17 protein-coding genes are annotated in these 21,259 nt (G+C 43.1%); 12 read left to right on the top strand and 5 right to left on the bottom strand.

Features of this window, described 5'->3' with window-relative positions:
• Nucleotides 1-55 precede the first annotated feature (55 nt).
• From cobJ to cbiB, 7 genes are read left to right on the top strand one after another with little or no spacing between them, the layout of a single operon-like run.
• The gene (gene cobJ, locus DW173_RS05330) at nt 56-1,462 is read left to right on the top strand and encodes a precorrin-3B C(17)-methyltransferase (RefSeq protein ID WP_117683246.1); all 1,407 of its coding nucleotides are present in this window, start codon (nt 56-58) and stop codon (nt 1,460-1,462) included.
• A 27-nt stretch (nt 1,463-1,489) separates the two neighbouring features.
• Nucleotides 1,490-2,674: a precorrin-6y C5,15-methyltransferase (decarboxylating) subunit CbiE gene (cbiE, locus tag DW173_RS05325; protein WP_117683283.1), complete on the top strand. Its 1,185-nt coding sequence runs from the start codon at nt 1,490-1,492 to the stop codon at nt 2,672-2,674.
• Nucleotides 2,671-3,993 (top strand): cobyrinate a,c-diamide synthase, encoded by a 1,323-nt coding sequence (locus tag DW173_RS05320; protein WP_120143963.1) that lies wholly within the window; start codon nt 2,671-2,673, stop codon nt 3,991-3,993. Before cbiE ends, DW173_RS05320 begins: the two co-directional genes overlap by 4 nt.
• Nucleotides 3,993-4,583, top strand: a complete 591-nt coding sequence (locus DW173_RS05315) for a cob(I)yrinic acid a,c-diamide adenosyltransferase (RefSeq protein ID WP_181981040.1) — start codon at nt 3,993-3,995, stop codon at nt 4,581-4,583. The genes DW173_RS05320 and DW173_RS05315 overlap by 1 nt, the downstream gene beginning before the upstream one ends.
• Nucleotides 4,584-4,587: 4 nt before the next feature.
• Nucleotides 4,588-6,078 carry a cobyric acid synthase gene (locus tag DW173_RS05310; RefSeq protein ID WP_181981039.1) on the top strand — a complete coding sequence of 497 codons (1,491 nt, stop codon included), beginning with the start codon at nt 4,588-4,590 and terminating at the stop codon, nt 6,076-6,078.
• Nucleotides 6,071-7,093 (top strand): threonine-phosphate decarboxylase, encoded by a 1,023-nt coding sequence (locus DW173_RS05305; protein WP_008024855.1) that lies wholly within the window; start codon nt 6,071-6,073, stop codon nt 7,091-7,093. Before DW173_RS05310 ends, DW173_RS05305 begins: the two co-directional genes overlap by 8 nt.
• A gap of 15 nt (nt 7,094-7,108) precedes the next feature.
• Entirely contained in the window at nt 7,109-8,056 is a 948-nt protein-coding gene (gene cbiB / locus DW173_RS05300) for an adenosylcobinamide-phosphate synthase CbiB (RefSeq protein ID WP_117810065.1), read from the top strand.
• Here cbiB and cobC read toward each other — a convergent pair.
• The 4 genes from cobC to cobU are packed head-to-tail and all read right to left on the bottom strand — an operon-like array spanning nt 8,036 to nt 10,875.
• Nucleotides 8,036-8,569 carry an alpha-ribazole phosphatase gene (gene cobC / locus DW173_RS05295; protein WP_008024852.1) on the bottom strand — a complete coding sequence of 178 codons (534 nt, stop codon included), beginning with the start codon at nt 8,567-8,569 and terminating at the stop codon, nt 8,036-8,038. The two genes, cbiB and cobC, sit on opposite strands and share 21 nt — an antisense overlap.
• An 8-nt stretch (nt 8,570-8,577) precedes the next feature.
• Nucleotides 8,578-9,324 (bottom strand): adenosylcobinamide-GDP ribazoletransferase, encoded by a 747-nt coding sequence (locus DW173_RS05290; RefSeq protein ID WP_008024850.1) that lies wholly within the window; start codon nt 9,322-9,324, stop codon nt 8,578-8,580.
• A gap of 1 nt (nt 9,325) precedes the next feature.
• The gene (gene cobT / locus DW173_RS05285; protein ID WP_008024849.1) at nt 9,326-10,363 is read right to left on the bottom strand and encodes a nicotinate-nucleotide--dimethylbenzimidazole phosphoribosyltransferase; all 1,038 of its coding nucleotides are present in this window, start codon (nt 10,361-10,363) and stop codon (nt 9,326-9,328) included.
• A gap of 2 nt (nt 10,364-10,365) precedes the next feature.
• On the bottom strand, nt 10,366-10,875 hold the full coding sequence (gene cobU, locus DW173_RS05280) for a bifunctional adenosylcobinamide kinase/adenosylcobinamide-phosphate guanylyltransferase (RefSeq protein WP_008024847.1): 510 nt from the start codon (nt 10,873-10,875) through the stop codon (nt 10,366-10,368).
• Nucleotides 10,876-11,011: 136 nt separating this feature from the next.
• Between cobU and DW173_RS05275 the strand changes: the two genes are divergently transcribed.
• Nucleotides 11,012-13,768, top strand: a complete 2,757-nt coding sequence (locus DW173_RS05275) for an outer membrane beta-barrel protein (RefSeq protein ID WP_008024845.1) — start codon at nt 11,012-11,014, stop codon at nt 13,766-13,768.
• Nucleotides 13,769-13,820: 52 nt separating this feature from the next.
• Nucleotides 13,821-14,453, top strand: a complete 633-nt coding sequence (locus DW173_RS05270) for an AAA family ATPase (RefSeq protein ID WP_004313556.1) — start codon at nt 13,821-13,823, stop codon at nt 14,451-14,453.
• 94 nt (nt 14,454-14,547) lie between these two features.
• Here the strand turns inward: DW173_RS05270 and DW173_RS05265 are convergent, their stop codons facing one another.
• Entirely contained in the window at nt 14,548-16,212 is a 1,665-nt protein-coding gene (locus DW173_RS05265) for a putative transporter (protein WP_008641106.1), read from the bottom strand.
• Between the two features lie 269 nt (nt 16,213-16,481).
• Between DW173_RS05265 and mutA the strand changes: the two genes are divergently transcribed.
• From mutA to DW173_RS05250, 3 genes are all read left to right on the top strand, one after another.
• Nucleotides 16,482-18,383, top strand: coding sequence for a methylmalonyl-CoA mutase small subunit (gene mutA / locus DW173_RS05260; RefSeq protein ID WP_120143961.1), 1,902 nt, complete (start codon nt 16,482-16,484; stop codon nt 18,381-18,383).
• Between the two features lies 1 nt (nt 18,384).
• Nucleotides 18,385-20,532 carry a methylmalonyl-CoA mutase gene (scpA, locus tag DW173_RS05255; RefSeq protein WP_008641116.1) on the top strand — a complete coding sequence of 716 codons (2,148 nt, stop codon included), beginning with the start codon at nt 18,385-18,387 and terminating at the stop codon, nt 20,530-20,532.
• Nucleotides 20,533-20,680: 148 nt separating this feature from the next.
• The gene (locus DW173_RS05250) at nt 20,681-21,232 is read left to right on the top strand and encodes an RNA polymerase sigma-70 factor (RefSeq protein ID WP_004313560.1); all 552 of its coding nucleotides are present in this window, start codon (nt 20,681-20,683) and stop codon (nt 21,230-21,232) included.
• Nucleotides 21,233-21,259: the final 27 nt, after the last annotated feature.

Here is a 21,259-nt window from a genome sequence, read left to right as displayed (position 1 = left end):
TATCTTGTTTAAGTTTTTATCTTTACCTTTGTTTCAGGTATAATCCTGAAGATGTATGAAAGAAAATAAGATCATAGTAGCAGGTATCGGTCCCGGTAGCCCGGAAGATATTACTCCAGCTGTTGTTAATGCCTTGAAAGAGTCAGATGTAGTGATTGGATATAAGTATTATTTTCAGTTTATTACCTCCTGGCTGTCGGAACAGACAGAATGCATAGATACCGGAATGAAGCGGGAGAAAGCCCGTGCAGAATTGGCTTTTGAATATGCTGAACAGGGAAAAACAGTTTGTGTCATCAGTTCCGGTGATGCGGGAATCTATGGGATGGCTCCGTTGATTTATGAAATGAAACGGGAACGGGGGAGTGAGGTCGAGATCCTCGTGCTGCCCGGTATCAGTGCTTTCCAGAAAGCTGCGTCATTGCTGGGTGCTCCCATCGGTCATGATTTTTGCATTATCTCTCTGTCCGACTTGATGACTTCCTGGGAAATCATAGAAAAAAGAATCACTGCCGCTGCTACTGCCGACTTTGTTACAGCGGTTTACAACCCTAAGAGTGAGGGACGTTACTGGCAGCTTCATCGTCTGAAAGAAATCTTTCAGGAATCCCGTTCACCGGAAACGCCCGTAGGTTATGTTCGTCAGGCAGGTCGGGAAGAAGAAACGGTGGTAGTGACCACCTTACGGGATTTCGATCCGGAAGAAGTGGATATGTTTACAGTAATGCTGATTGGTAATTCACAAACTTATCAATTTCAGAACCGGATGGTAACTCCTCGTGGATATTATCGCGAACAGGAAAAGGGTGAAGTCGGAAAAGGACAGGAGATTATGATGAACTCTTTCCGGAAGATAGAGGAAGAGATGCAGAATAAAGAAATCGACCTTGACCGTAAGTGGGCTTTATTTCATGCCATACATACCACAGCGGATTTTGAAATGGAGAAGCTGGTATATACGGATAAGGAGGTTGTAAAGAACTTGTATGAACAGATTGCTTCCGGACGGATTAAGACGATTATCACAGATGTCACGATGGTAGCTGCCGGCATACGGAAAGGTGCTTTACAGCGTTTAGGGGTGGAAGTGAAATGTTATCTCTCCGACGAACGTGCAGTGGAACAGTCGAAGAAACGGGGAACTACCCGTTCGCAGGAGGCTATTCGTCTGGCTGTAGAAGAACATCCGGATGCTCTTTTTGTATTTGGCAATGCGCCTACGGCATTAATAGAACTGTGCGATCTGATTCGAAAAGGAAAGGCACACCCGTCCGGGGTTATTGCAGCTCCCGTAGGATTTGTGCATGTGAAAGAGTCGAAATACATGATAAAGACATTCACGGAAGTACCGAAGATTATCGTTCAGGGCAGACGGGGAGGAAGTAATCTGGCCGCTACATTGGTGAACGCGATTTTATGTTTTGATGATGCCCGGACACTGCGCCCCGGTAGGGATGTATAGAAGAGTATGGACATTTTATATGACAGAATGCAGGAATTTCATATCATAGGAATAACAGATAGTCGCGAACTCTCTTTCAGTAAGGAGGTTCAGGCTTTGATTGCCCGTTCTCATGTATTTTCGGGTGGAAAGAGACACCATGAAATTGTGGCGGCCATGTTACCGGAATCATCGGTTTGGATAGATATAACTGTGCCTCTTGACGCTGTGTTCGAGTGTTATGCCGGTTATCAGGAAATAGTAGTTTTTGCTTCCGGTGATCCTTTGTTTTTTGGTTTTGCCAATACGGTGATGCGTAAACTGTCCGAGGCTGTTGTCAAAATCTATCCGTCTTTCAATTCCTTGCAGCTTTTAGCACACAAAGCTTTGTTGCCTTATCATGATATGCGGACGATTTCTCTGACTGGCAGACCGTGGAAAGCCTTGGATGAGGCTCTTATTTCCGGAGAGACATTGATTGGTTCGCTTACTGACAGAGAAAAAACACCTGCTTCCATAGCTGCCCGGATGCAAGCATACGGATATGCCAACTACCGGATGATTGTGGGTGAGCAGTTGGGGAATGAAGAGGAAACAGTGGCAGAATATAGTATGGAGGAAGCGATGGAAAGGCATTTCAGGATGCCGAATTGTGTGATTTTAAAGCGTATTACTGTTCGTGAACGGCCGTTCGGAATTCCGGAAGAGCAGTTTGAATTGTTGGACGGGCGGGCGAATATGATAACCAAAATGCCTGTTCGTCTGCTGTCATTGAGTCTGCTCGATTTGAGAACCAGATCGGTGATGTGGGACGTGGGTTTTTGTACCGGTTCTGTTTCCATTGAGGCGAAGTTACAATTTCCTCATCTCGATATTGTTGCTTTTGAAAAAAGAGAGGCGGGGCGGCAATTGATGGAAACGAATAGTCGTCGGTTTGGTTGTCCGGGAATAACGACGGTGATTGGAGATTTTCTGGATATGCCGTTAGAGAAATTTTCCATGCCTGATGCTGTCTTTATTGGAGGTCATGGTGGCAAGTTGGGAGAAATGATAAAGAAAATAGCTCCTTTATTGCCTGTTGGTGGGACGCTGGTGTTTAATTCTGTATCCGAAGACAGTAGGAAGCAATTTGAGAAAGCAATAGACGATAATGGATTGAAACTTGAACAAGTGATCCGACTGACAGTAGACGAGCATAATCCCATTGATACACTGAAAGCTATAAAACGATGAAACAAACCAGTCATTTTTTAATTGGAGCCGCTTCTTCGGGAGGTGGAAAAACAACCTTTACAACAGGGTTGTTAAGACTGTTTCGTGATAGAGGACTGAATGTGCAGCCTTATAAATGTGGCCCTGATTATATTGATACGAAGTATCATGAGATGGCAGCTGGTAATACTTCCGTCAATCTCGATCTCTGGCTCTCTTCTCAAAAACATGTAAAGGAGACGTATGCAAAATACGCGGCTGCAATGGATGTATGTGTGACCGAGGGAGTGATGGGACTTTTCGACGGTTTCGATGGAATGGAGGGAAGCAGTGCGGCTATTGCCGCCTTATTGAATATCCCTGTTGTTCTTGTAATCAATGCCAAATCAACGTCTTATACAGTAGCTCCGATTCTATATGGCTTTAAATATTTCAATCCATCGGTGCGACTTGCCGGTGTGGTATTCAATCAGGTAGCTTCCGAACGCCATTACTCTTTTTTACAGAAAGCCTGTGAAGATGTAGGCGTAGAATGTTTCGGCTTTCTTCCCCGATTGAAAGAACTGGAAGTACCCTCCCGTCATTTGGGATTGACGTTGGATGCTTCCTATCAGTTTGATAAATTCGCTTCTGTGGTGGCGCAGGCGATTGAAGAGCATGTGGCGGTTGATCGGATTCTTGAAGTATGTAGTGTACCATTGGTTGATTATAATGCACATACTTCGATTTCATCGACAGAAATCTCAAAAGGCATTTTTTCTGAAAAAAAATGGAAGATAGCAGTAGCACAGGATGCTGCATTTAATTTCATATACCGGGAGAACTTGGCTCGTTTGCAAGAATTGGGGACAGTTACCTTTTTCAGTCCCATGAGCGATGAACATCTGCCCGATTGTGATTTAGTTTATTTGCCGGGTGGTTACCCTGAATTTTTCCTGAAAGAGCTGGAAAGTAACATAGCCATCAAGCAACAATTAAAAATGTATGTGGAAAGCGGAGGCCGTTTGCTTGCCGAATGTGGTGGGATAATGTATCTTTGTGACAGTATCCGGGGAATGGATGGAAAACAATATGTCATGGTCGGATTACTGCATCAGAGGGCTACTATGGAAAATATGAAATTAAGGCTTGGTTATCGAACCCTCCGGATAGGAGAGCAGGTATGGAAAGGACATGAGTTTCATTACTCTTCCATTGAAAAAGAACTTCCATCCATTGCGGAGGTGACAGATGCAAAAGGAAATCCTGTTTCCACTCCGCTTTATCGATATAAGAATCTGATTGCAGGCTATACACACCTCTATTGGGGTGAAATGAACTTAATGAAACTTTGGGAATGATGAGAAGAATATATACCCGTACGGGTGACAATGGAACTACCGGAATCTTTGGTGGTGAGCGTGTCGAAAAAGATGATATCAGGATTGAGGCTAATGGTACGATTGACGAACTGAATACGGTGATAGGAATAGTCCGCTCACTTCTTCCTGAACAGGATGAATGGCACGAATGGCTGTATGAAATACAGATGGAACTGATGTCATGTATGAGTCATGTGGCTACTCCATCCGTTAAAAGGGGCGAAAACCCGAATACCTTGCGTACGGATCTGACCGGTCTTCTGGAAAAAAGAATGGATACAATGAATGCCGCTATGGAAGATAATGGCTATTTTATACTACCGGGTGGTACACAAATTTCTGCACAATTGCATTATGCGCGTGTTATAGCAAGGCGTGCCGAACGGAGGCTTTGCACATTACATCGGCAGGACCCGGTGCCGCAATCTCTGCTTGAATTCATCAACCGGTTATCTGACTTGTTCTTTGTCATGGCACGTTATGAAATGTATCGGCAGCACTGGACTGAAGAGAAATGGAAAGCTTTCGGTTATAAGCGCAAAGCTTCAACCCCTGACCAAAGTAAATAGAAAGATGGAGAAGAAAAAACTAAATTCCTTTATGCTTGCCGGAACAGGTAGCGATGTCGGGAAAAGTATTCTGGCTGCGGCATTCTGCCGCATATTGAAGCAGGACGGATATCATCCTGCACCGTTCAAGGCCCAGAATATGGCTTTGAATTCGTATGCCACTCCCGAGGGATTGGAGATCGGCAGGGCGCAAGCCGTTCAGGCGGAAGCTGCCGGTGTTCCCTGTCATACGGATATGAATCCGTTGTTGTTGAAGCCAAGCTCCGAACATACTTCGCAGGTTGTGTTATTGGGGAAACCAATCGGTGACCGGAATGCGTATGAGTATTTCCGCAAGGAGGGAAGGGAAGAATTACGAAAAGTAGTCAATGAGTCGTATGATCGCCTCGCTACCAGATATAATCCGATAGTGATGGAGGGGGCCGGCAGTATCTCGGAAATTAATCTGCGGGACGTCGACCTGGTCAATATGCCTATGGCAAAACACGCTGGGGCAGATGTTTTTCTGGTGGCGGACATTGATCGTGGTGGTGTATTTGCCAGTGTGTATGGTTCTATTCTGTTGCAGACTCCGGAAGAACGTTCATTGATTAAGGGTATTATTATCAATAAGTTTAGAGGGGATATCCGCCTGTTTGAGTCCGGAATAAAGATGATCGAAGACCTCTGCAAGGTTCCTGTGCTTGGAGTAGTGCCTTACTATAAGGGGATTTATATAGAAGAAGAGGACTCTGTGATGCTTGAGTCTAAAAACCGGGAGGCTATGGCCGGAAAAATCAATATAGCTGTGATCTTGCTGCGTCATCTGTCTAACTTTACCGATTTTAATGTGTTGGAACGGGATGAACGGGTGCATTTGTATTATACCAATAATGTGAATGAAATAGCGAAAGCAGATATTGTATTGTTGCCCGGAAGCAAGAATACGCTGGATGATCTTTATGAATTGCGCTGTAACGGAGTAGTACAAGCTATTCTGAAAGCTCATCGGGAAGGGGCGACCATCATGGGCATCTGTGGCGGTTATCAGATGATGGGACTGGAAATACGCGATCCTGACGGAGTAGAGGGAAGTTTTAAATTACTCCCCGGCTTGGGGTTACTTCCTGTTATCACTACCATGCAGGGAGATAAAGTGACCCGGCAGGTGAATTTCACTTTTGATGAGTCGGATACGGTTTGTAAGGGATATGAGATACATATGGGCAGAAGTGTACCTGCCGAAGGATTCTCCCCTTCTCCTTTAAATAAACTGGAGGATGGAAGAGAGGATGGTTACCGGAATGGCCGGAAATGTATGGGAACATATATTCATGGCATACTTGATAACCAGTCATTTATAGATTTCCTGCTCAAGCCTTATGCCGACAAACTGGAACAGCAGACCTTTGACTATGCAACATTCAAGGAAGAACAATATGATAAGTTGGCGGAACATGTGAGAAAACACATCAATATGCCGTTACTTTATAAAATATTAGAAAGAAATGATTGAGGGACACGGAGACGATCTTTATAAATACGGAAAGAAAATAGTTAGCAATTTCAGTTCGAATGTGTATAACCGGATCGATCATTCGGGACTTTACCAACGACTGAATGAGCGGCTCTCTACCATTTGCAGTTATCCCGAGCCGATGCCTTATTCTTTGGAAAGTGAAATAGCCCGGAGGTATTCGCTCACTCCCCGCCAAGTTTGTGTGACTAATGGAGCGACGGAAGCTATTTACTTGATAGCACAAGTCTTTCAAGGACGTATTTCAGCTGTGTTGGGACCAACCTTTAGCGAGTATGCGGACGCATGCCGGGTACATCGGCACAAAGTGAAGCCTTTTTATTCGTTGGACGCTTTACCGGAAGATGCGGAACTGGTGTGGATCTGCAATCCGAATAACCCGACAGGTGAAGTGCGAAATAAGGAAGACCTGAAAGCATTGGTCGATTCTCATCCTGATAAATTGTTTATATTCGATCAGTCTTACGAGTATTTCACATTAAAGTCACTTCTTGGGATTAAAGAAGCCGCTTCCTTTCCAAATGTGATCCTGCTCCATTCAATGACCAAGCAATACGCGATTCCGGGACTGCGGGTAGGTTATTTTACTGCCTCCGAGGGATTGACCGATGATGTTCGTTGCCGTCGGATGCCTTGGTCTGTGAATAGCCTGGCTATTGAAGCCGCAAAATATCTTCTGGAAGAGGGAGACGGCATTTCAGCGGATATTCCGCAACTTCTGGCAGAACGTGAGCGACTGACAAACCTCCTGCTTGCCACGGGGATGTTAGAAATATGGCCAACTGATACGCACTATATGTTGATAAAACTACGTATGGGGAAAGCGGCGGCCCTTAAGGATTTTCTAGCCGTGAATCATGGAATACTCATTCGGGATGCATCCAACTTTGAGGGATTGGACGAGCGTTTCTTTCGGATTGCTACGCAAACTCCCGAAGAAAATGATAAGCTGGTGAAAGCAATCAGTGAATGGATGGAGCAGATAATGAGTTAAGATATATTTTTGTTTATGATGAGTTACTTTATCGTTATAGGAGTAGTGCTGCGTGTTTTATTGCCGGCCTGGTTGATGGATCGTCTATTCGGTGATCCGGTGTCTTTGCCTCATCCTGTCATCTGGTTCGGCAAGATGATTGCTTTCGGGGAAAAGAGACTGAATAAAGGATCTTATAAATTATGGAAAGGAGGAATCATGTCTGTTCTGTTGATCCTGTTCGTTTATTCGGTCACCATAGGAATCGAATATGCCCTTTCTTTTTTAGGAACTCCTGCGGTGATCGGTTTTGATATAATCTGCATTTTCTTTTGTCTGGCCGGAACTACATTGATTAAAGAGGTCAGAATGGTATTTGAGGCGGTTGATCGTTCTTTGGAAGAGGGACGTATTCAGGTTGCCCGTATTGTAGGGCGTGATACCTCCGAACTTTCTGCACAGGAAGTCAGGACTGCTGCTCTTGAAACTTTGGCGGAAAATTTGAGTGACGGAGTGATTGCTCCTCTTTTCTGGTATTTGTTGTTGGGCGTTCCGGGAATGATGGCCTACAAAATGGTGAATACGCTTGATTCCATGATTGGTTATCATAGTGATCGTTATCTCCTTTTTGGGCGTGTGGCAGCTCGTGTTGATGATGTCGCTAATTATATTCCTGCCCGTCTTACTGCTTTTCTGATGGTCTTGGCAAGTGGTCGGCTGAAACTCCTGTTATTTGTGAAGAGATATGGCAGGGAACATGCAAGTCCCAATTCCGGCTATCCGGAAGCCGCTCTTGCAGGTATCCTGAATTGTCGTTTCGGCGGTCCTCATCACTATTTTGGTCAACTCTTTACAAAGCCTTATATCGGAGTGAATGAACGTTTGCTGGACACATCCGATATGCGGATGGGAGTTGCTGTCAACCGTCGTGCAGAAGAGATGATGATTGTCCTGACTGTTTGTTTACGGGCGCTCTTGATATAGAAAAATTCCTCCATAGGCAGGTACTGCCTGAAATGCTTCTTCCGGTTGAATCAACTTTGCATAAATCTGTGCGCAAATCAATACGCCGCCATGAGCAAATACTACTATATTTTCAGCCTCCTTTTGTCTGACTTCGTCTAAAAACGCGGCTACCCGTTTATACTGATCGGCAAACGATTCTCCATTGGTTGCTTTTACATTCAAGTAATCGTCGTACCAGCACTGTAGATTCGGGTCTTTGATTTTATCAAAATACTGCATTTCCCAATCTCCGAAATTAAGTTCCAGTATTCTTGGGTCACGGATGGCATCTCCGAATCCGCAATATTGTGCCAGACGGGTGCATCTGGATAGAGGACTGGTGTAAGCCATATCAAAGTGAATGGATTCGATTTTAGCTTTGGTTACGGCTGCTTCTATCTCAAATGTAGGACGTAAAGGAACGTCTGACTGACCGTAACAAAGACCTTTAGGAACGTCGACAGAGGTATGTCTGATTAGATAAATATTCATAGGATTACTTATTTTATATAGATAGACATCACTGCTCCCAGCCAGAAACTTATTTCGCTTAAGAGAAATAATGCACCACAACAATCTCCGGTATATCCGTTCAAACGTCGTTTCATCATCCGGCAGATAAAGGAGAATACCAGAATAGGAAATATACACACGGGCCAGTAGCTTGGAGGAAGTAATAGGAGAGGCAGTATTCCCCCCATCGCAGACATAACGATCTCCCCCAAATTCATTCTTGTATATACTGTTCCGGATTTGCTATCTTCTTCTTTCCGTGCGTAGGGCAGGTAATTGATGATATTGGAAGAAATGAATTTGCTCCAGGTATCTCCGCTTAGTAATAAGAAAGGAGTAACTGTTAAGGGAAGTGCGACCAGTAGATTGTAAGCAAGCAGATAATAGATGATTAATCCCAAAACTCCGTAGCTTCCGATATGGGAATCTTTCATGATGCGTAACGTGCTTTCCCTGTTCGTTCCACCTCCGAATCCATCGAAGAAATCGGCCAATCCATCCTCATGCAATGCTCCTGTGATAAGTAAACGTGAAGTCAGTGCCAGGATTACGGCTACTCCGTGAGGTAAAATAGTACTGGCTCCCCAGAAAATCAATGCCATCATTCCCCCGGTCAGCCAGCCACTGAAACTCCAATAACTGACAACGTGTTTGAAACACTCCTGCGGAACTTCTTTTATTTTCCAGAAAGGCAATCGTGTAAAGAATATGAGGGCGGCAAGTATCTGGTTCATCTTAGAAATATTTAGTGATAGAAGCATGAGCAAATGAATCCATCTCATTCAGCATTTTTACAGCAGAATCTACAATGGGATAGGCACAAACGGAACCGCTTCCTTCTCCAAGTCTTAGTCCGAGATTGAGTAGGGGACGTGCTCCGAGATAGTCCAATAATAGCTTATGTCCGCTCTCGTCTCCCTGATGACCGAATATGGCATAGCTCATCACTTCCGGATAAAGGCGTGAAGCGGCAAGAATACAATTGGTCATAATAAATCCATCAATTAGAATAACCATTCCCAGTTCGGCAGCTTTGAGCATTGCTCCTACGGCCATTACCATTTCGTAACCTCCGAAACGGCAGAGGATTTCTTCTGTGGAATGCTCTCCCGGATATTGTTCGAGAGATCTTTTCAGAACTTCGTATTTGTGATTTATTCCCTGATGATTGAGTCCGCTTCCTGCACCTACACATTGATCTAATGGGATTCCGGTGAAGCAAGTCATCCATAAGGAAGAGGGCGAAGTATTTCCGATTCCCATTTCACCGAAGCTAATGATATTGCAGCCTTCCTGGTGAGAAGTGTCCACACATTGGGCACCATGCTCCAGGCAGAGTTCCATCTCTTCAGGTGTCATGGCTGCTTCATGAAGGAAATTGCGTGTTCCTCTTCCGACTTTCATGTTAATGATGCCTTTTTCATAAGGCAAATCATAATCGACTCCTGCGTCTACAATTTTAAGAGTGAAACCGTGCTGTCGGCACAGGAAGTTAATCCCTGCTCCTCCATGAAGAAAGTTGCTGATTTGTTGCCAGGTTACTTCTTTAGGAGATGGGCTGACTTTTTCTTCTACGATGCCATGATCTGCGGCAAAGATTATATTTTGAGGATGAGTTAATCGTGGAGAAAGGGATTGTTGGATCAGTCCGATTTGCAAAGCGATTTCTTCCAGTCTTCCAAGCGATCCTTTAGGCTTGGTCAGATTATTGATTTTGTCAATCAGAGCTTCTTTGATAGCTTCATCCGGCTTTTGAATATGAAACGTTTTCATGTTTATTTTATTTTTACGGGAATACCACTTGCCATGAGATATACATCGTCGGCATGCGATGCGATGTATTGATTGGTCCAACCTTGCAAGTCTGTGAATTTACGTTGCAGTTTGTTCTCGGAAACTCCCCCCCAACCAATCTCATTAGTTACAAATATGAAAGTGGCGTCCTGCTGGGTAAATTTGTCGAATTCTTTTTTGACGGCTTCCAATGAGGAGGCAACATTAGAATCAAACTCCATAAAGAAGTTAGTGCACCAAAGAGTTACACAATCTATCACTACGACTCTGCCCGCTACATTGTGACGGCTCAATTCTTTTTCTTCTTCTATATTTGTCCATTCAGGACCGCGGTTCTTTTGATGGCGTTCCACCCTTTTTCTGAATTCTTCGTCCCATATCCTGGCAGTGGCCAAGTAAACCGGTGACGTAGTAAGTTCATGCGCTTTTTTTTCCGCGAACGAACTTTTACCGGATCGTTGTCCTCCTGTGATTAATATAATCCTTTTCATTAAGTTGCTGATTGAATAATGGATGGACAAAGGTATAAAAAATAACTCTGGGATTAAACGTTTTACGTAAAAGTTATTAACTTTGTCCCGATTTGTTTTAGATCAACATAAATATCAGACTTAACTACTATTGGATATGAACGCTTGTAAGTTAGTGGGATTGCTTTTGCTGCTACTTTGGGGACATACTACTTTGTATGCTCAACAAGTGAGAACTGTGCGAGGAAGAGTGCAGACAGTGGAAGCCGGCAGTAATGAGAAGCGGGCATTACCATCTGCCAGCATTGTTATTTTGGCGAAAAGCGATTCTGCTTTTATCAAGGGAATAACAAGTGATAAGAATGGGCGTTTCGTTCTTAATTATCAACCGCAGAAGAAAAAGAAATACCTGTTAAAGGTCTCTTTTATGGGAATGCAATCTGTATACCGGGCACTGGAAGACTCTGTATTGGTGAATATCGGTACAGTGGTATTGAAAGATGATGATATTCAGATTAGTGAAGTGACGATAACGGGAAAATTGCAGGAAGTAGTGATGGAGGGAGATACTACGGTTATCAATGCTGCCGCTTTTAAAACTCGTGAAGGAGCTTATCTGGAGGATTTGGTGAAGCGTGTTCCCGGATTGGTATATAATAAGAAAGATAATTCGTTGACATACAACGGACAGCCCATCAGTGAAATCAATGTAAATGGCGAAGCCTTTTTCTCCGGAGATAAAAAGACGGCACTCGAAAATCTGCCGGCAGATTTGATTAGTAAGTTGAAAGTGTACGATAAAAAATCAAAAGAAGAAGAATTTACCGGAATTAGTTCAGGAGAAAAGAAATATGTACTTGACTTGCAGACTAAGGATGAATTGAATAAAACCTGGCTGACAAATGCCACTGTGGGATATGGAAACAATCAAAAGAAGGATTTGGAAGGGCAGGTGAATTATTTTAGTAAAGACGGGGAAAATCTTTCTTTCATAGGACGTTCCACCAACCGATATCAGAATAGCACTTACAAGGATAATATTAATAATTCGGTGGGAATGAATATGACTCATAAATTCGGAAAGAAGTTTTCTTTGACCGGAAGCATGAACTATAATCTCAATCGGAACGGAAATATTTCTTCCATGTATCAGGAGCAATATTTAACTGCTGGTAACCAATATTCTGCGTCCACTAATGAAGGTAACTCTAAAAGCCGGTCGTTCAATTCTAATATCATGGGTAGTTGGGAAGTGGATAAACGTACACGCATACATTTTAACGGTGGTTTCAGCTTTTCTCCTAACCGGAATGAAAGTAATAGCCAGAATGCTTCTTTTGACGCTCCTCCTAACGTCAATCATGAAAGCTTGTTCGATGATTTTGAATCGATTTCCCAAGATATCAAAGTAAATCGTAGTGAAAACCGGTCGCGTTCGGAAGGGCAATCGAACCGTTATAATTGGATGATGGGGATTATGAGGCGGCTGAATGAAAAAGGTACAACTTTAGGATTGAACATTCAAAGTTCGGATTCTTGGGGGGATAATGAAAGTTTTTCGCTTTCAAAAACTACTTATTTCCGTCTTAAAGATAAGCAGGGCAACGATTCTTTACTTTATCGTAACCAGTATTTGAAGTCACCCCAGAAAAATAATTCGTGGCGGGTAGGGATTAACTTCACCCAACCTATCGGTAAGAAAATGCATATTCGTGCAGCGTATAACTGGAACACTCATTATGAACGCGATAATCGCGACACTTATGAATTGTCTTCTTTGGCGAAGTCGGATGTTTTTGGTGAGTTGCCTCCTGACTATGAAACGGGTTATGTAGATAGTTTGAGTAATCGAAGTCATAGTCGTACTAATGGACATGATCTGAATGTAGGCTTCAATTACTCTGATGATACATGGATGGTGAATGCATCATTAGGGATTACTCCGCAAAGGCGAACCATTGAACGGAAAATGGGGAAACTGTATGCGGATACCACTGTGCATACTATCGACTTTCAGCCTATGATATGGCTGGCCTGGAAAAAGAAAGAGGCACGAATTACTTTCAATTATGACGGTAGAACCCGGCAACCTTCTTTATCGGACTTAATGCCACTTACAGATAATAGTAATCCATTATATATTACTCGAGGGAATCCGGATTTGAAGCAAATGTTTGCTCATAGTATGCGTATAAGCTTTCAACATTCTAAAAAAGGCATATCTGCGAATCTTGGAGGACAGTTGGAACAGAATAGCGTTACACAAGTAATGATATATGATGCACAGACTGGCGGACGTGAGACATATCCTGTCAATATAAACGGTAACTGGAATGTGTATGGAAGTGCTAACTGGTGGAAACGTTTAGGACATTTCTCTTTACGGTTGGATATGAACGGTAATCATAGTAATAGTGTCAGCATGATTAATGAAGATAGAAGTCTTGAGCCGGTGAAAAGTACAACGCGTGACACCGGCTTGAATTGTGAAGCGAATGTTTCTTATCAGCCTGCCTGGGGAGGTATTGACTTCTCTACTTCCTGGAATTATCAGTATTCGCTCAACTCTGTGAATGATAACAATACGTATACACGTTATTATAATTTCCGTTTGGAAGGATATGTTGATCTTCCTTTGGGCATACAATTACGGACGGATGGGGCTTATACTTTCCGTAATGGTACAAATATCCGCAAAGGAGAAGATGATGAGATATTATGGAATGCGAGTGCTACCTGGAGGTTCTTGAAAAAGAAAGAAGCAGAACTGTCTGCTCATTGGGTAGACATTTTAGGAAAGAGGAAAAGTTATAACCGTATGGCGACTTCTGACGGCTTTTATGAGTATCGTACGCAGGAAATAAAAGGGTATTTCATCGTTACTTTCAAATATAACTTTCGTTTGATGATGTGATTTTTAGAAAAAAGTCGTATGTTTGCTACAGAACCATAAAACAAAATGTACTATGAGCGGTAATTATGTTATCAACATCGGTCGGCAACTAGGTAGCGGCGGAAAAGAAATAGGAGAGAAGTTGGCAGCCCGTTTGGGGATTGACTTCTACGATAAAGAGTTGATTAATCTGGCTTCTGAAGAAAGCGGGTTGTGCAAAGAATTTTTTGAAAAAGCGGATGAGAAAGCTTCGCAAGGTATTATTGGCGGATTGTTCGGAATGCGTTTCCCTTTTATCAGTGAAGGAGCTATGCCATGTAATAACTGTTTGAGTAATGATGCCCTGTTTAAAGTGCAAAGTGATGTGATTCGTCATCTGGCGGCAGAAAAATCTTGTGTCTTTGTCGGACGCTGTGCGGACTATATCCTGCGTGAACATCCTCGTTGTGCGAATGTTTTTATTTCAGCCTCTAAGGAAGATCGTATTGCGCGATTATGCGCCATGCATCATATTGATGCGGAAGCTGCAGAAGAAATGATAGAAAAAGCGGATAAGAGACGTTCGGAGTATTATAATTATTATAGTTATAAAACGTGGGGAGCAGCTGCTACTTATCACTTATGTGTCGATTCTTCTTCTTTGGGAGTTGAAGAGACAGTTCGGTTTATAGAAGAATTTGTAGTGAAGAAACTACAGCTTATATAATAGGCGTAGAAGAAGTCTATAAGAAAAAGAAATAAAGCCGGTATATTCCATTGAAGGATATGACCGGCTTTATTATTTATAAATAAAACATGATTTACATCATCGTTAATAATATCATCTGCCCCGTCAGAATACGGAGGAACATGGATAATGGGTAAACTGTAGAATACCCTACTGCCGGAGCATCTCCGGATGTTGTTTGATTGGCATAAGCCAATGCGGGCGGGTCGGTATTACTACCGGCTATCAATCCCATCAGGGTGAAGTAGTTTACCTTATAATATAATCTTGCGATAGCACCGATTATAAGCAACGGGATAACGGTGATAAGGAAACCACAACCTACGTATAGTAATCCGTCACCTTCGACTACCGTTTGCACAAAGTTGGCTCCGGCATCTATACCGACACTGGCAAGGAAGAGCACGATACCGATTTCGCGAAGCATCAGGTTGGCACTCATGGTGGTATAAGTCACTAAATGGAGCTTATGACCGAAACGTCCGATAAGAATAGCTACTACCAGCGGTCCGCCTGCCAAACCTAATTTCAAAGGAGTTGGCATACCGGGGAATGCTATAGGAAGGCTACCCAGAAGAATTCCTAAGAAGATACCAACGAAAATAGTCACAATGTTCGGTGTGTCCAGACGTTTTAACTGATTACCCAAAACACCTGCTACACGTTCAACTGCATCTTGCTGACCTACCACCATCACACGGTCACCTACCTGAAGTACCAGATTTGGATCGGCAAACAAGTCCATACCGGAACGGTTGATGCGGGTAACGTTCACTCCGTACATACTGCGAAAATGCATAGATCCTAAAGTCTTTCCGTTGATTTCCGGTTTAGTCACCAGAATACGGCGTGAAACCATGGGGAGGTCTTGTTTCTCCCAGTCGAGTTCCACTTCTTTACCGATAAATACGGTAATTGCAGGAGCATCTTCTTCTGAACAGACAATGAATAATTGATCCCCCATATTGAATATGGTTTCATGGTTGGGGATACTTACATGACCTTCATGACGAATACGGGAACAAACGAACTGGCGGCCTAAAAATTCCTTGATTTCAATCAAAGTTTTTCCGCTGATTGATTCATTGCGTACTTCCAGACTCATCATGTGAGGTTTGTGATGTGCATCTCCACTTTGGATTTTCAGACTTTCTTCCTCTTTAGCCATATTGACACGGAAGATGTAACGGATAGCAATGATTGAACCGATAATACCTACCACGCCCAGCGGATAAGCACACGCATATCCCAGTGCGATTTGTGGACCAGTGTAATTAAGCTGGTTCAATGCTTCATTGGCGGCACCAAGTCCCGGAGTGTTTGTGACAGCTCCATAGAGGATACCTACCATCATCGGCAGTTCTACCCGGCCGTTCCAGAGGTAGTAAAGCCCCAGTGCAACGGCAATATTTAACACTACGATGCCTACAGCCAACAGGTTCAATGTCATTCCTCCTTTTTTGAAAGAAGAGAAGAAAGATGGCCCCACCTGAAGACCGATACAGAATACGAACAAGATCAATCCGAATTCACGGATGAAATGTAGGATGTGTGTATCGGCTGTGAAGCCGAAATGTCCCATTAGGATGCCGGCAAACAAAACAAATGTGACGCCCAAAGATACTCCGAATATCTTTATCTTGCCCAAATACACTCCGGCTGCCACTACAAATGCGTAGAGAAGCACGATGTGAGCTACGGAGCTGGGGTCCCACAATAAACTTTGTAACCAATCCATAATATAGCAGTTTTTATAATGTTTTTCTAAAAACGGGTGCAAAATTACTCATAACATTGGAGCAAATCAAATAAATGGAGAACTAAAAAAATAAAGAATGAAGAATTTCTATACAGATTCTATGCGAGAGTGAGAGGTGTGCGAATTTTCTATAAAAAGAAGTTTTGTTTTAACTTATTGGTTATATTTGCATGTCGAACAACAGACAATTAGAAAGAGATAGATAAAAATAAAGACAATATTAATCTTGTTTTAATTTTAGATAAACTATGGCAGACAAAAAAGAAAAACTCTTCTCAGACTTTTCTCCTGTCTCCACCGAACAATGGATGGAGAAGGTTACAGCCGACTTGAAAGGTGCTGATTTTGAGAAGAAGCTCGTTTGGAAAACAAACGAAGGGTTTAAAGTGAAACCTTTCTACCGGATGGAAGATCTGGAGGGTTTAAAAACTACTGATGCGCTTCCCGGAGAGTTCCCTTATCTGAGAGGAACTAAAAAAGACAACAATGAGTGGTTGGTTCGCCAGGAAATCAGGGTAGAATGCCCCAAAGAGGCCAATGTAAAAGCACTGGACATCTTAAATAAGGGTGTTGATTCACTATCTTTCCATGTAAAAGCAAAAGAACTCAATGCGGAATATATCGAGACGCTGTTGAATGATATTCAGGCAGAGTGCGTTGAATTAAATTTCTCAACTTGCCAGGGGCATGTTGTGGAGTTGGCTAATTTGTTGGTGGCTTATTTCCAGAAGAAAGACTATGATGTGAAGAAGCTGAAAGGCTCTATCAATTATGATTTCTTCAATAAGATGCTGACTCGCGGTAAGGAAAAAGGGGATATGGTGCAGACAGCGAAAGCGTTGATCGAAGCTATCCAGCCGCTTCCTTTTTATCGTGTATTGAATGTAAATGCAATCTCATTAAACAATGCCGGTGCTTATATCTCTCAAGAGTTGGGTTATGCATTGGCTTGGGGTAATGAATACATGAATCAGTTGACTGATGCCGGTATTCCTGTTGCCGTAGTAGCTAAAAAGATAAAATTCAATTTCGGTATCAGTTCCAATTACTTCCTTGAAATTGCGAAGTTCCGTGCCGCACGTCTGTTGTGGGCAAATATCGTAGCTTCTTATAAACCTGAATGTCTGCGTGATTGCGATAATAAGGGAGCTAACGGTGAATGTCGTTGTGCAGCAAAAATGGCGGTTCATGCCGAAACTTCTACTTTTAATCTTACTTTGTTTGACGCACACGTGAATTTGCTTCGTACACAGACTGAAGCAATGAGTGCCGCTTTGGGTGGGGTCGATTCGATGACAGTCGTTCCGTTTGATAAGACTTATGAGACTCCGGATGAATTATCAGAACGTCTGGCTCGCAATCAACAACTATTGCTGAAAGAAGAATCTCATTTCGATAAAGTAATTGATCCGGCTGCCGGTTCTTATTATATTGAGAACCTGACTGTATCTATTGCTAAACAAGCGTGGGAACTTTTCCTTGCTACCGAAGAAGCAGGTGGCTTCTATGCCGCATTAAAAGCTGGTACGGTTCAGGCTGCAGTAAACGAAAGTAATAAAGCCCGTCATAAAGCAGTGGCACAGCGTCGTGAAATTCTGTTGGGTACTAACCAATTCCCGAATTTCAACGAAAAAGCCGGTGACAAGAAACCTGTGGAAGGAAAATGCTGCTGTGGAGGTGACTCTCATACTTGTGAGAAAGATGTGGATACATTGGTATTCGACCGTGCAGCCAGTGAGTTTGAAGCGTTACGTCTTGAAACGGAAGCATCGGGCAAACGTCCGAAGGCGTTCATGTTGACAATTGGTAATCTGGCGATGCGTCAGGCACGTGCGCAATATTCTTGTAACTTCCTGGCTTGTGCCGGTTATGAAGTAATCGATAATCTTGGATTTGAAACAGTAGAGGCAGGAGTAGAGGCAGCGATGGCTGCGAAAGCTGATATTGTTGTAATCTGTTCCAGCGATGATGAATATGCTGAATATGCAGTTCCTGCTTTCAAGGCCTTGAATGGTCGCGCTATGTTTATCGTTGCCGGTGCTCCGGCTTGTATGGATGACTTGAAAGCCGCAGGTATCGAAAACTTCATCCATGTTCGTGTCAACGTATTGGATACCTTGAAAGAGTTTAACGCTAAACTATTGAAGTAAGATGAGAAAAGATTTTAAAAACATCGATATATATGCCGCATTTCAGCCTGCTAATGGTGCTGAATGGCAAAAGGCTAACGGTATCTCCGCTGACTGGAAAACACCGGAACACATTGAAGTGAAGCCTGTTTATACAAAAGAAGACCTCGAAGGAATGGAACATCTCGGCTATGCTGCCGGACTTCCTCCTTATTTGCGTGGTCCGTATTCAGTAATGTACACCCTTCGTCCCTGGACCATCCGTCAGTATGCCGGATTCTCTACTGCCGAAGAATCCAATGCTTTCTATCGCCGTAATCTGGCTTCCGGTCAGAAAGGTTTGTCAGTAGCATTTGACTTGGCTACTCACCGCGGTTATGACCCCGACCACGAACGTGTAGTGGGTGACGTAGGTAAAGCAGGTGTATCTATCTGTTCATTGGAAAACATGAAGGTTTTGTTCGATGGTATTCCTTTGAATAAGATGTCTGTATCCATGACGATGAATGGTGCTGTACTTCCGATTATGGCATTCTATATCAATGCCGGTTTGGAACAAGGTGCTAAACTCGAAGAAATGGCAGGTACTATCCAGAACGATATTTTGAAAGAATTCATGGTGCGTAATACCTATATTTATCCGCCTGCATTCTCTATGAAGATTATTTCTGATATCTTCGAATACACTTCACAGAAGATGCCGAAGTTCAACTCTATTTCTATCTCCGGTTATCACATGCAGGAAGCAGGTGCTACCGCAGATATTGAGTTGGCTTATACATTGGCTGACGGTTTGGAATATCTCCGTGCCGGAACAGCAGCAGGTATTGATATTGATGCATTTGCTCCGCGTCTTTCTTTCTTCTGGGCAATCGGAACCAATCACTTCATGGAAATTGCCAAGATGCGTGCCGCACGTATGCTGTGGGCGAAGATTGTGAAACAGTTTAATCCGAAGAACCCGAAATCACTGGCCTTGCGTACTCACTCACAGACTTCCGGATGGTCATTGACGGAGCAAGATCCGTTCAACAATGTAGGACGTACCTGTATTGAGGCTATGGCTGCAGCTTTGGGACATACCCAATCTTTGCATACCAATGCATTGGATGAGGCTATTGCTCTTCCGACAGATTTCTCTGCACGTATCGCACGTAACACACAGATTTATATTCAGGAAGAAACTTACATCTGCAAGAACGTTGACCCATGGGGCGGCTCTTACTATGTAGAATCTCTGACGAACGAACTGGCACACAAGGCTTGGGAACATATTCAGGAAATTGAAAAACTGGGTGGTATGGCGAAAGCTATCGAAACAGGTATTCCTAAAATGCGTATCGAAGAAGCGGCTGCACGTACACAGGCTCGTATCGACAGCGGTCAGCAGACCATTGTGGGTGTGAACAAGTATCGTTTGGAAAAAGAAGCTCCGATTGATATCCTTGAAATTGATAATACGGCAGTTCGTCTTGAACAGATTGAAAACCTGAAACGTTTGAAAGAAGGACGTAATCAGGCTGAAGTGGACAAGGCATTAGCAGCTATCACTGAATGTGTGAAGACCGGCAAGGGTAACTTGCTTGAACTGGCAGTTGAAGCAGCTCGTGTTCGTGCTACTTTGGGCGAAATTTCTTATGCGTGCGAACAGGTTGTAGGACGTTATAAAGCAATAATTAGAACTATATCAGGCGTGTATTCATCAGAAAGTAAAAACGATAGCGACTTCAAGCGTGCTTGTGAACTGGCAGAGAAGTTTGCGAAAAAAGAGGGACGTCAACCTCGTATCATGGTTGCAAAGATGGGACAGGACGGTCATGACCGTGGTGCCAAGGTAGTAGCAACGGGTTATGCGGACTGTGGTTTCGACGTGGATATGGGACCGTTGTTCCAGACTCCGGCAGAAGCTGCTCGTGAAGCGGTAGAAAACGATGTTCATGTAGTAGGTGTTTCTTCACTGGCTGCCGGTCATAAGACATTGGTTCCGCAGATTATTGAAGAACTGAAGAAACTGGGACGTGAAGACATTGTGGTGATTGCCGGTGGTGTTATTCCTGCACAGGATTATGACTTCCTGTATAAGGCAGGTGTAGCTGCTATCTTTGGTCCGGGTACTCCGGTGGCGAAGGCTGCTTGTCAGATTTTGGAAATTCTGATGGATGAAGAATAACTTCTGAGATTCTTTAGAATCTTATAATATTCCCACCTTTTAGACTTGTTTTGGTTTAAAAGGTGGGATGTTTTTTTTGTTTGCATCCATTGCCTGAAATTAATTTTGCCTATATTTGCCCCGGGTTTCATAGTAAAAGACTCGACAGATGAACGAAACGATAGCAGAATTGGATATCCGTTTTGAGCAGTTTTATGCCGCTAACTTCCCTCGTGTGAAGAACTTTGCGAAGTTGTTGACCAAGTCGGAGGAGGATGCGGAAGACATTGCCCAGAATATATTTCTTAAGTTATGGACACGTCCTGAACTTTGGCAAGATCAGGAAACCATGACTGGTTATCTCTATACTGTGACTCGGAATGAAATATTCAACCTGTTCAAGCATCAGAAGGTAGAGCAGGAATATGAAGACAAAGTTTTGAAAGCCCAGTTGTTGGGTGAACTTTGTGACGAAGATTCCTCCCTGTTAGAAAATCTATACTATAAAGAAGTATTAATGCTTATTAGGATGACACTCAGTCAGTTGCCTGATCGCCGTAGACGGGTTTTTGAGATGAGCCGTTTTGAAGGACTTTCTCATAAAGAAATAGCAGATAAACTGCAAATCCCCTTGCGTACCGTAGAAGATCACATCTATAAAACATTGACGGAACTCCGCAAAGTGTTAATGTTTGTTATTCTATTCCGTCTTTTCCCGTAGTTGTCCTTGCTGAGTAGTGATATTTAC

Origin of the sequence: Bacteroides sp. AM16-13 (genome assembly GCF_003602705.1) — a bacterium.
In the GTDB taxonomy this organism is placed as follows: Bacteria; Bacteroidota; Bacteroidia; order Bacteroidales; family Bacteroidaceae; genus Bacteroides; species Bacteroides xylanisolvens.
This window is presented reverse-complemented; position numbering and strand designations above follow the sequence as displayed.

Coding starts and splice junctions, on each gene's coding strand:
- cobJ (WP_117683246.1), top strand. CDS start 56: ATGAAAGAAAATAAGATCATAGTAGCAGGTATCGGTCCCGGTAGCCCG.
- cbiE (WP_117683283.1), top strand. CDS start 1,490: ATGCAGGAATTTCATATCATAGGAATAACAGATAGTCGCGAACTCTCT.
- DW173_RS05320 (WP_120143963.1), top strand. CDS start 2,671: ATGAAACAAACCAGTCATTTTTTAATTGGAGCCGCTTCTTCGGGAGGT.
- DW173_RS05315 (WP_181981040.1), top strand. CDS start 3,993: ATGAGAAGAATATATACCCGTACGGGTGACAATGGAACTACCGGAATC.
- DW173_RS05310 (WP_181981039.1), top strand. CDS start 4,588: ATGGAGAAGAAAAAACTAAATTCCTTTATGCTTGCCGGAACAGGTAGC.
- DW173_RS05305 (WP_008024855.1), top strand. CDS start 6,071: ATGATTGAGGGACACGGAGACGATCTTTATAAATACGGAAAGAAAATA.
- cbiB (WP_117810065.1), top strand. CDS start 7,109: ATGATGAGTTACTTTATCGTTATAGGAGTAGTGCTGCGTGTTTTATTG.
- cobC (WP_008024852.1), bottom strand. CDS start 8,569: ATGAATATTTATCTAATCAGACATACCTCTGTCGACGTTCCTAAAGGT.
- DW173_RS05290 (WP_008024850.1), bottom strand. CDS start 9,324: ATGAACCAGATACTTGCCGCCCTCATATTCTTTACACGATTGCCTTTC.
- cobT (WP_008024849.1), bottom strand. CDS start 10,363: ATGAAAACGTTTCATATTCAAAAGCCGGATGAAGCTATCAAAGAAGCT.
- cobU (WP_008024847.1), bottom strand. CDS start 10,875: ATGAAAAGGATTATATTAATCACAGGAGGACAACGATCCGGTAAAAGT.
- DW173_RS05275 (WP_008024845.1), top strand. CDS start 11,012: ATGAACGCTTGTAAGTTAGTGGGATTGCTTTTGCTGCTACTTTGGGGA.
- DW173_RS05270 (WP_004313556.1), top strand. CDS start 13,821: ATGAGCGGTAATTATGTTATCAACATCGGTCGGCAACTAGGTAGCGGC.
- DW173_RS05265 (WP_008641106.1), bottom strand. CDS start 16,212: ATGGATTGGTTACAAAGTTTATTGTGGGACCCCAGCTCCGTAGCTCAC.
- mutA (WP_120143961.1), top strand. CDS start 16,482: ATGGCAGACAAAAAAGAAAAACTCTTCTCAGACTTTTCTCCTGTCTCC.
- scpA (WP_008641116.1), top strand. CDS start 18,385: ATGAGAAAAGATTTTAAAAACATCGATATATATGCCGCATTTCAGCCT.
- DW173_RS05250 (WP_004313560.1), top strand. CDS start 20,681: ATGAACGAAACGATAGCAGAATTGGATATCCGTTTTGAGCAGTTTTAT.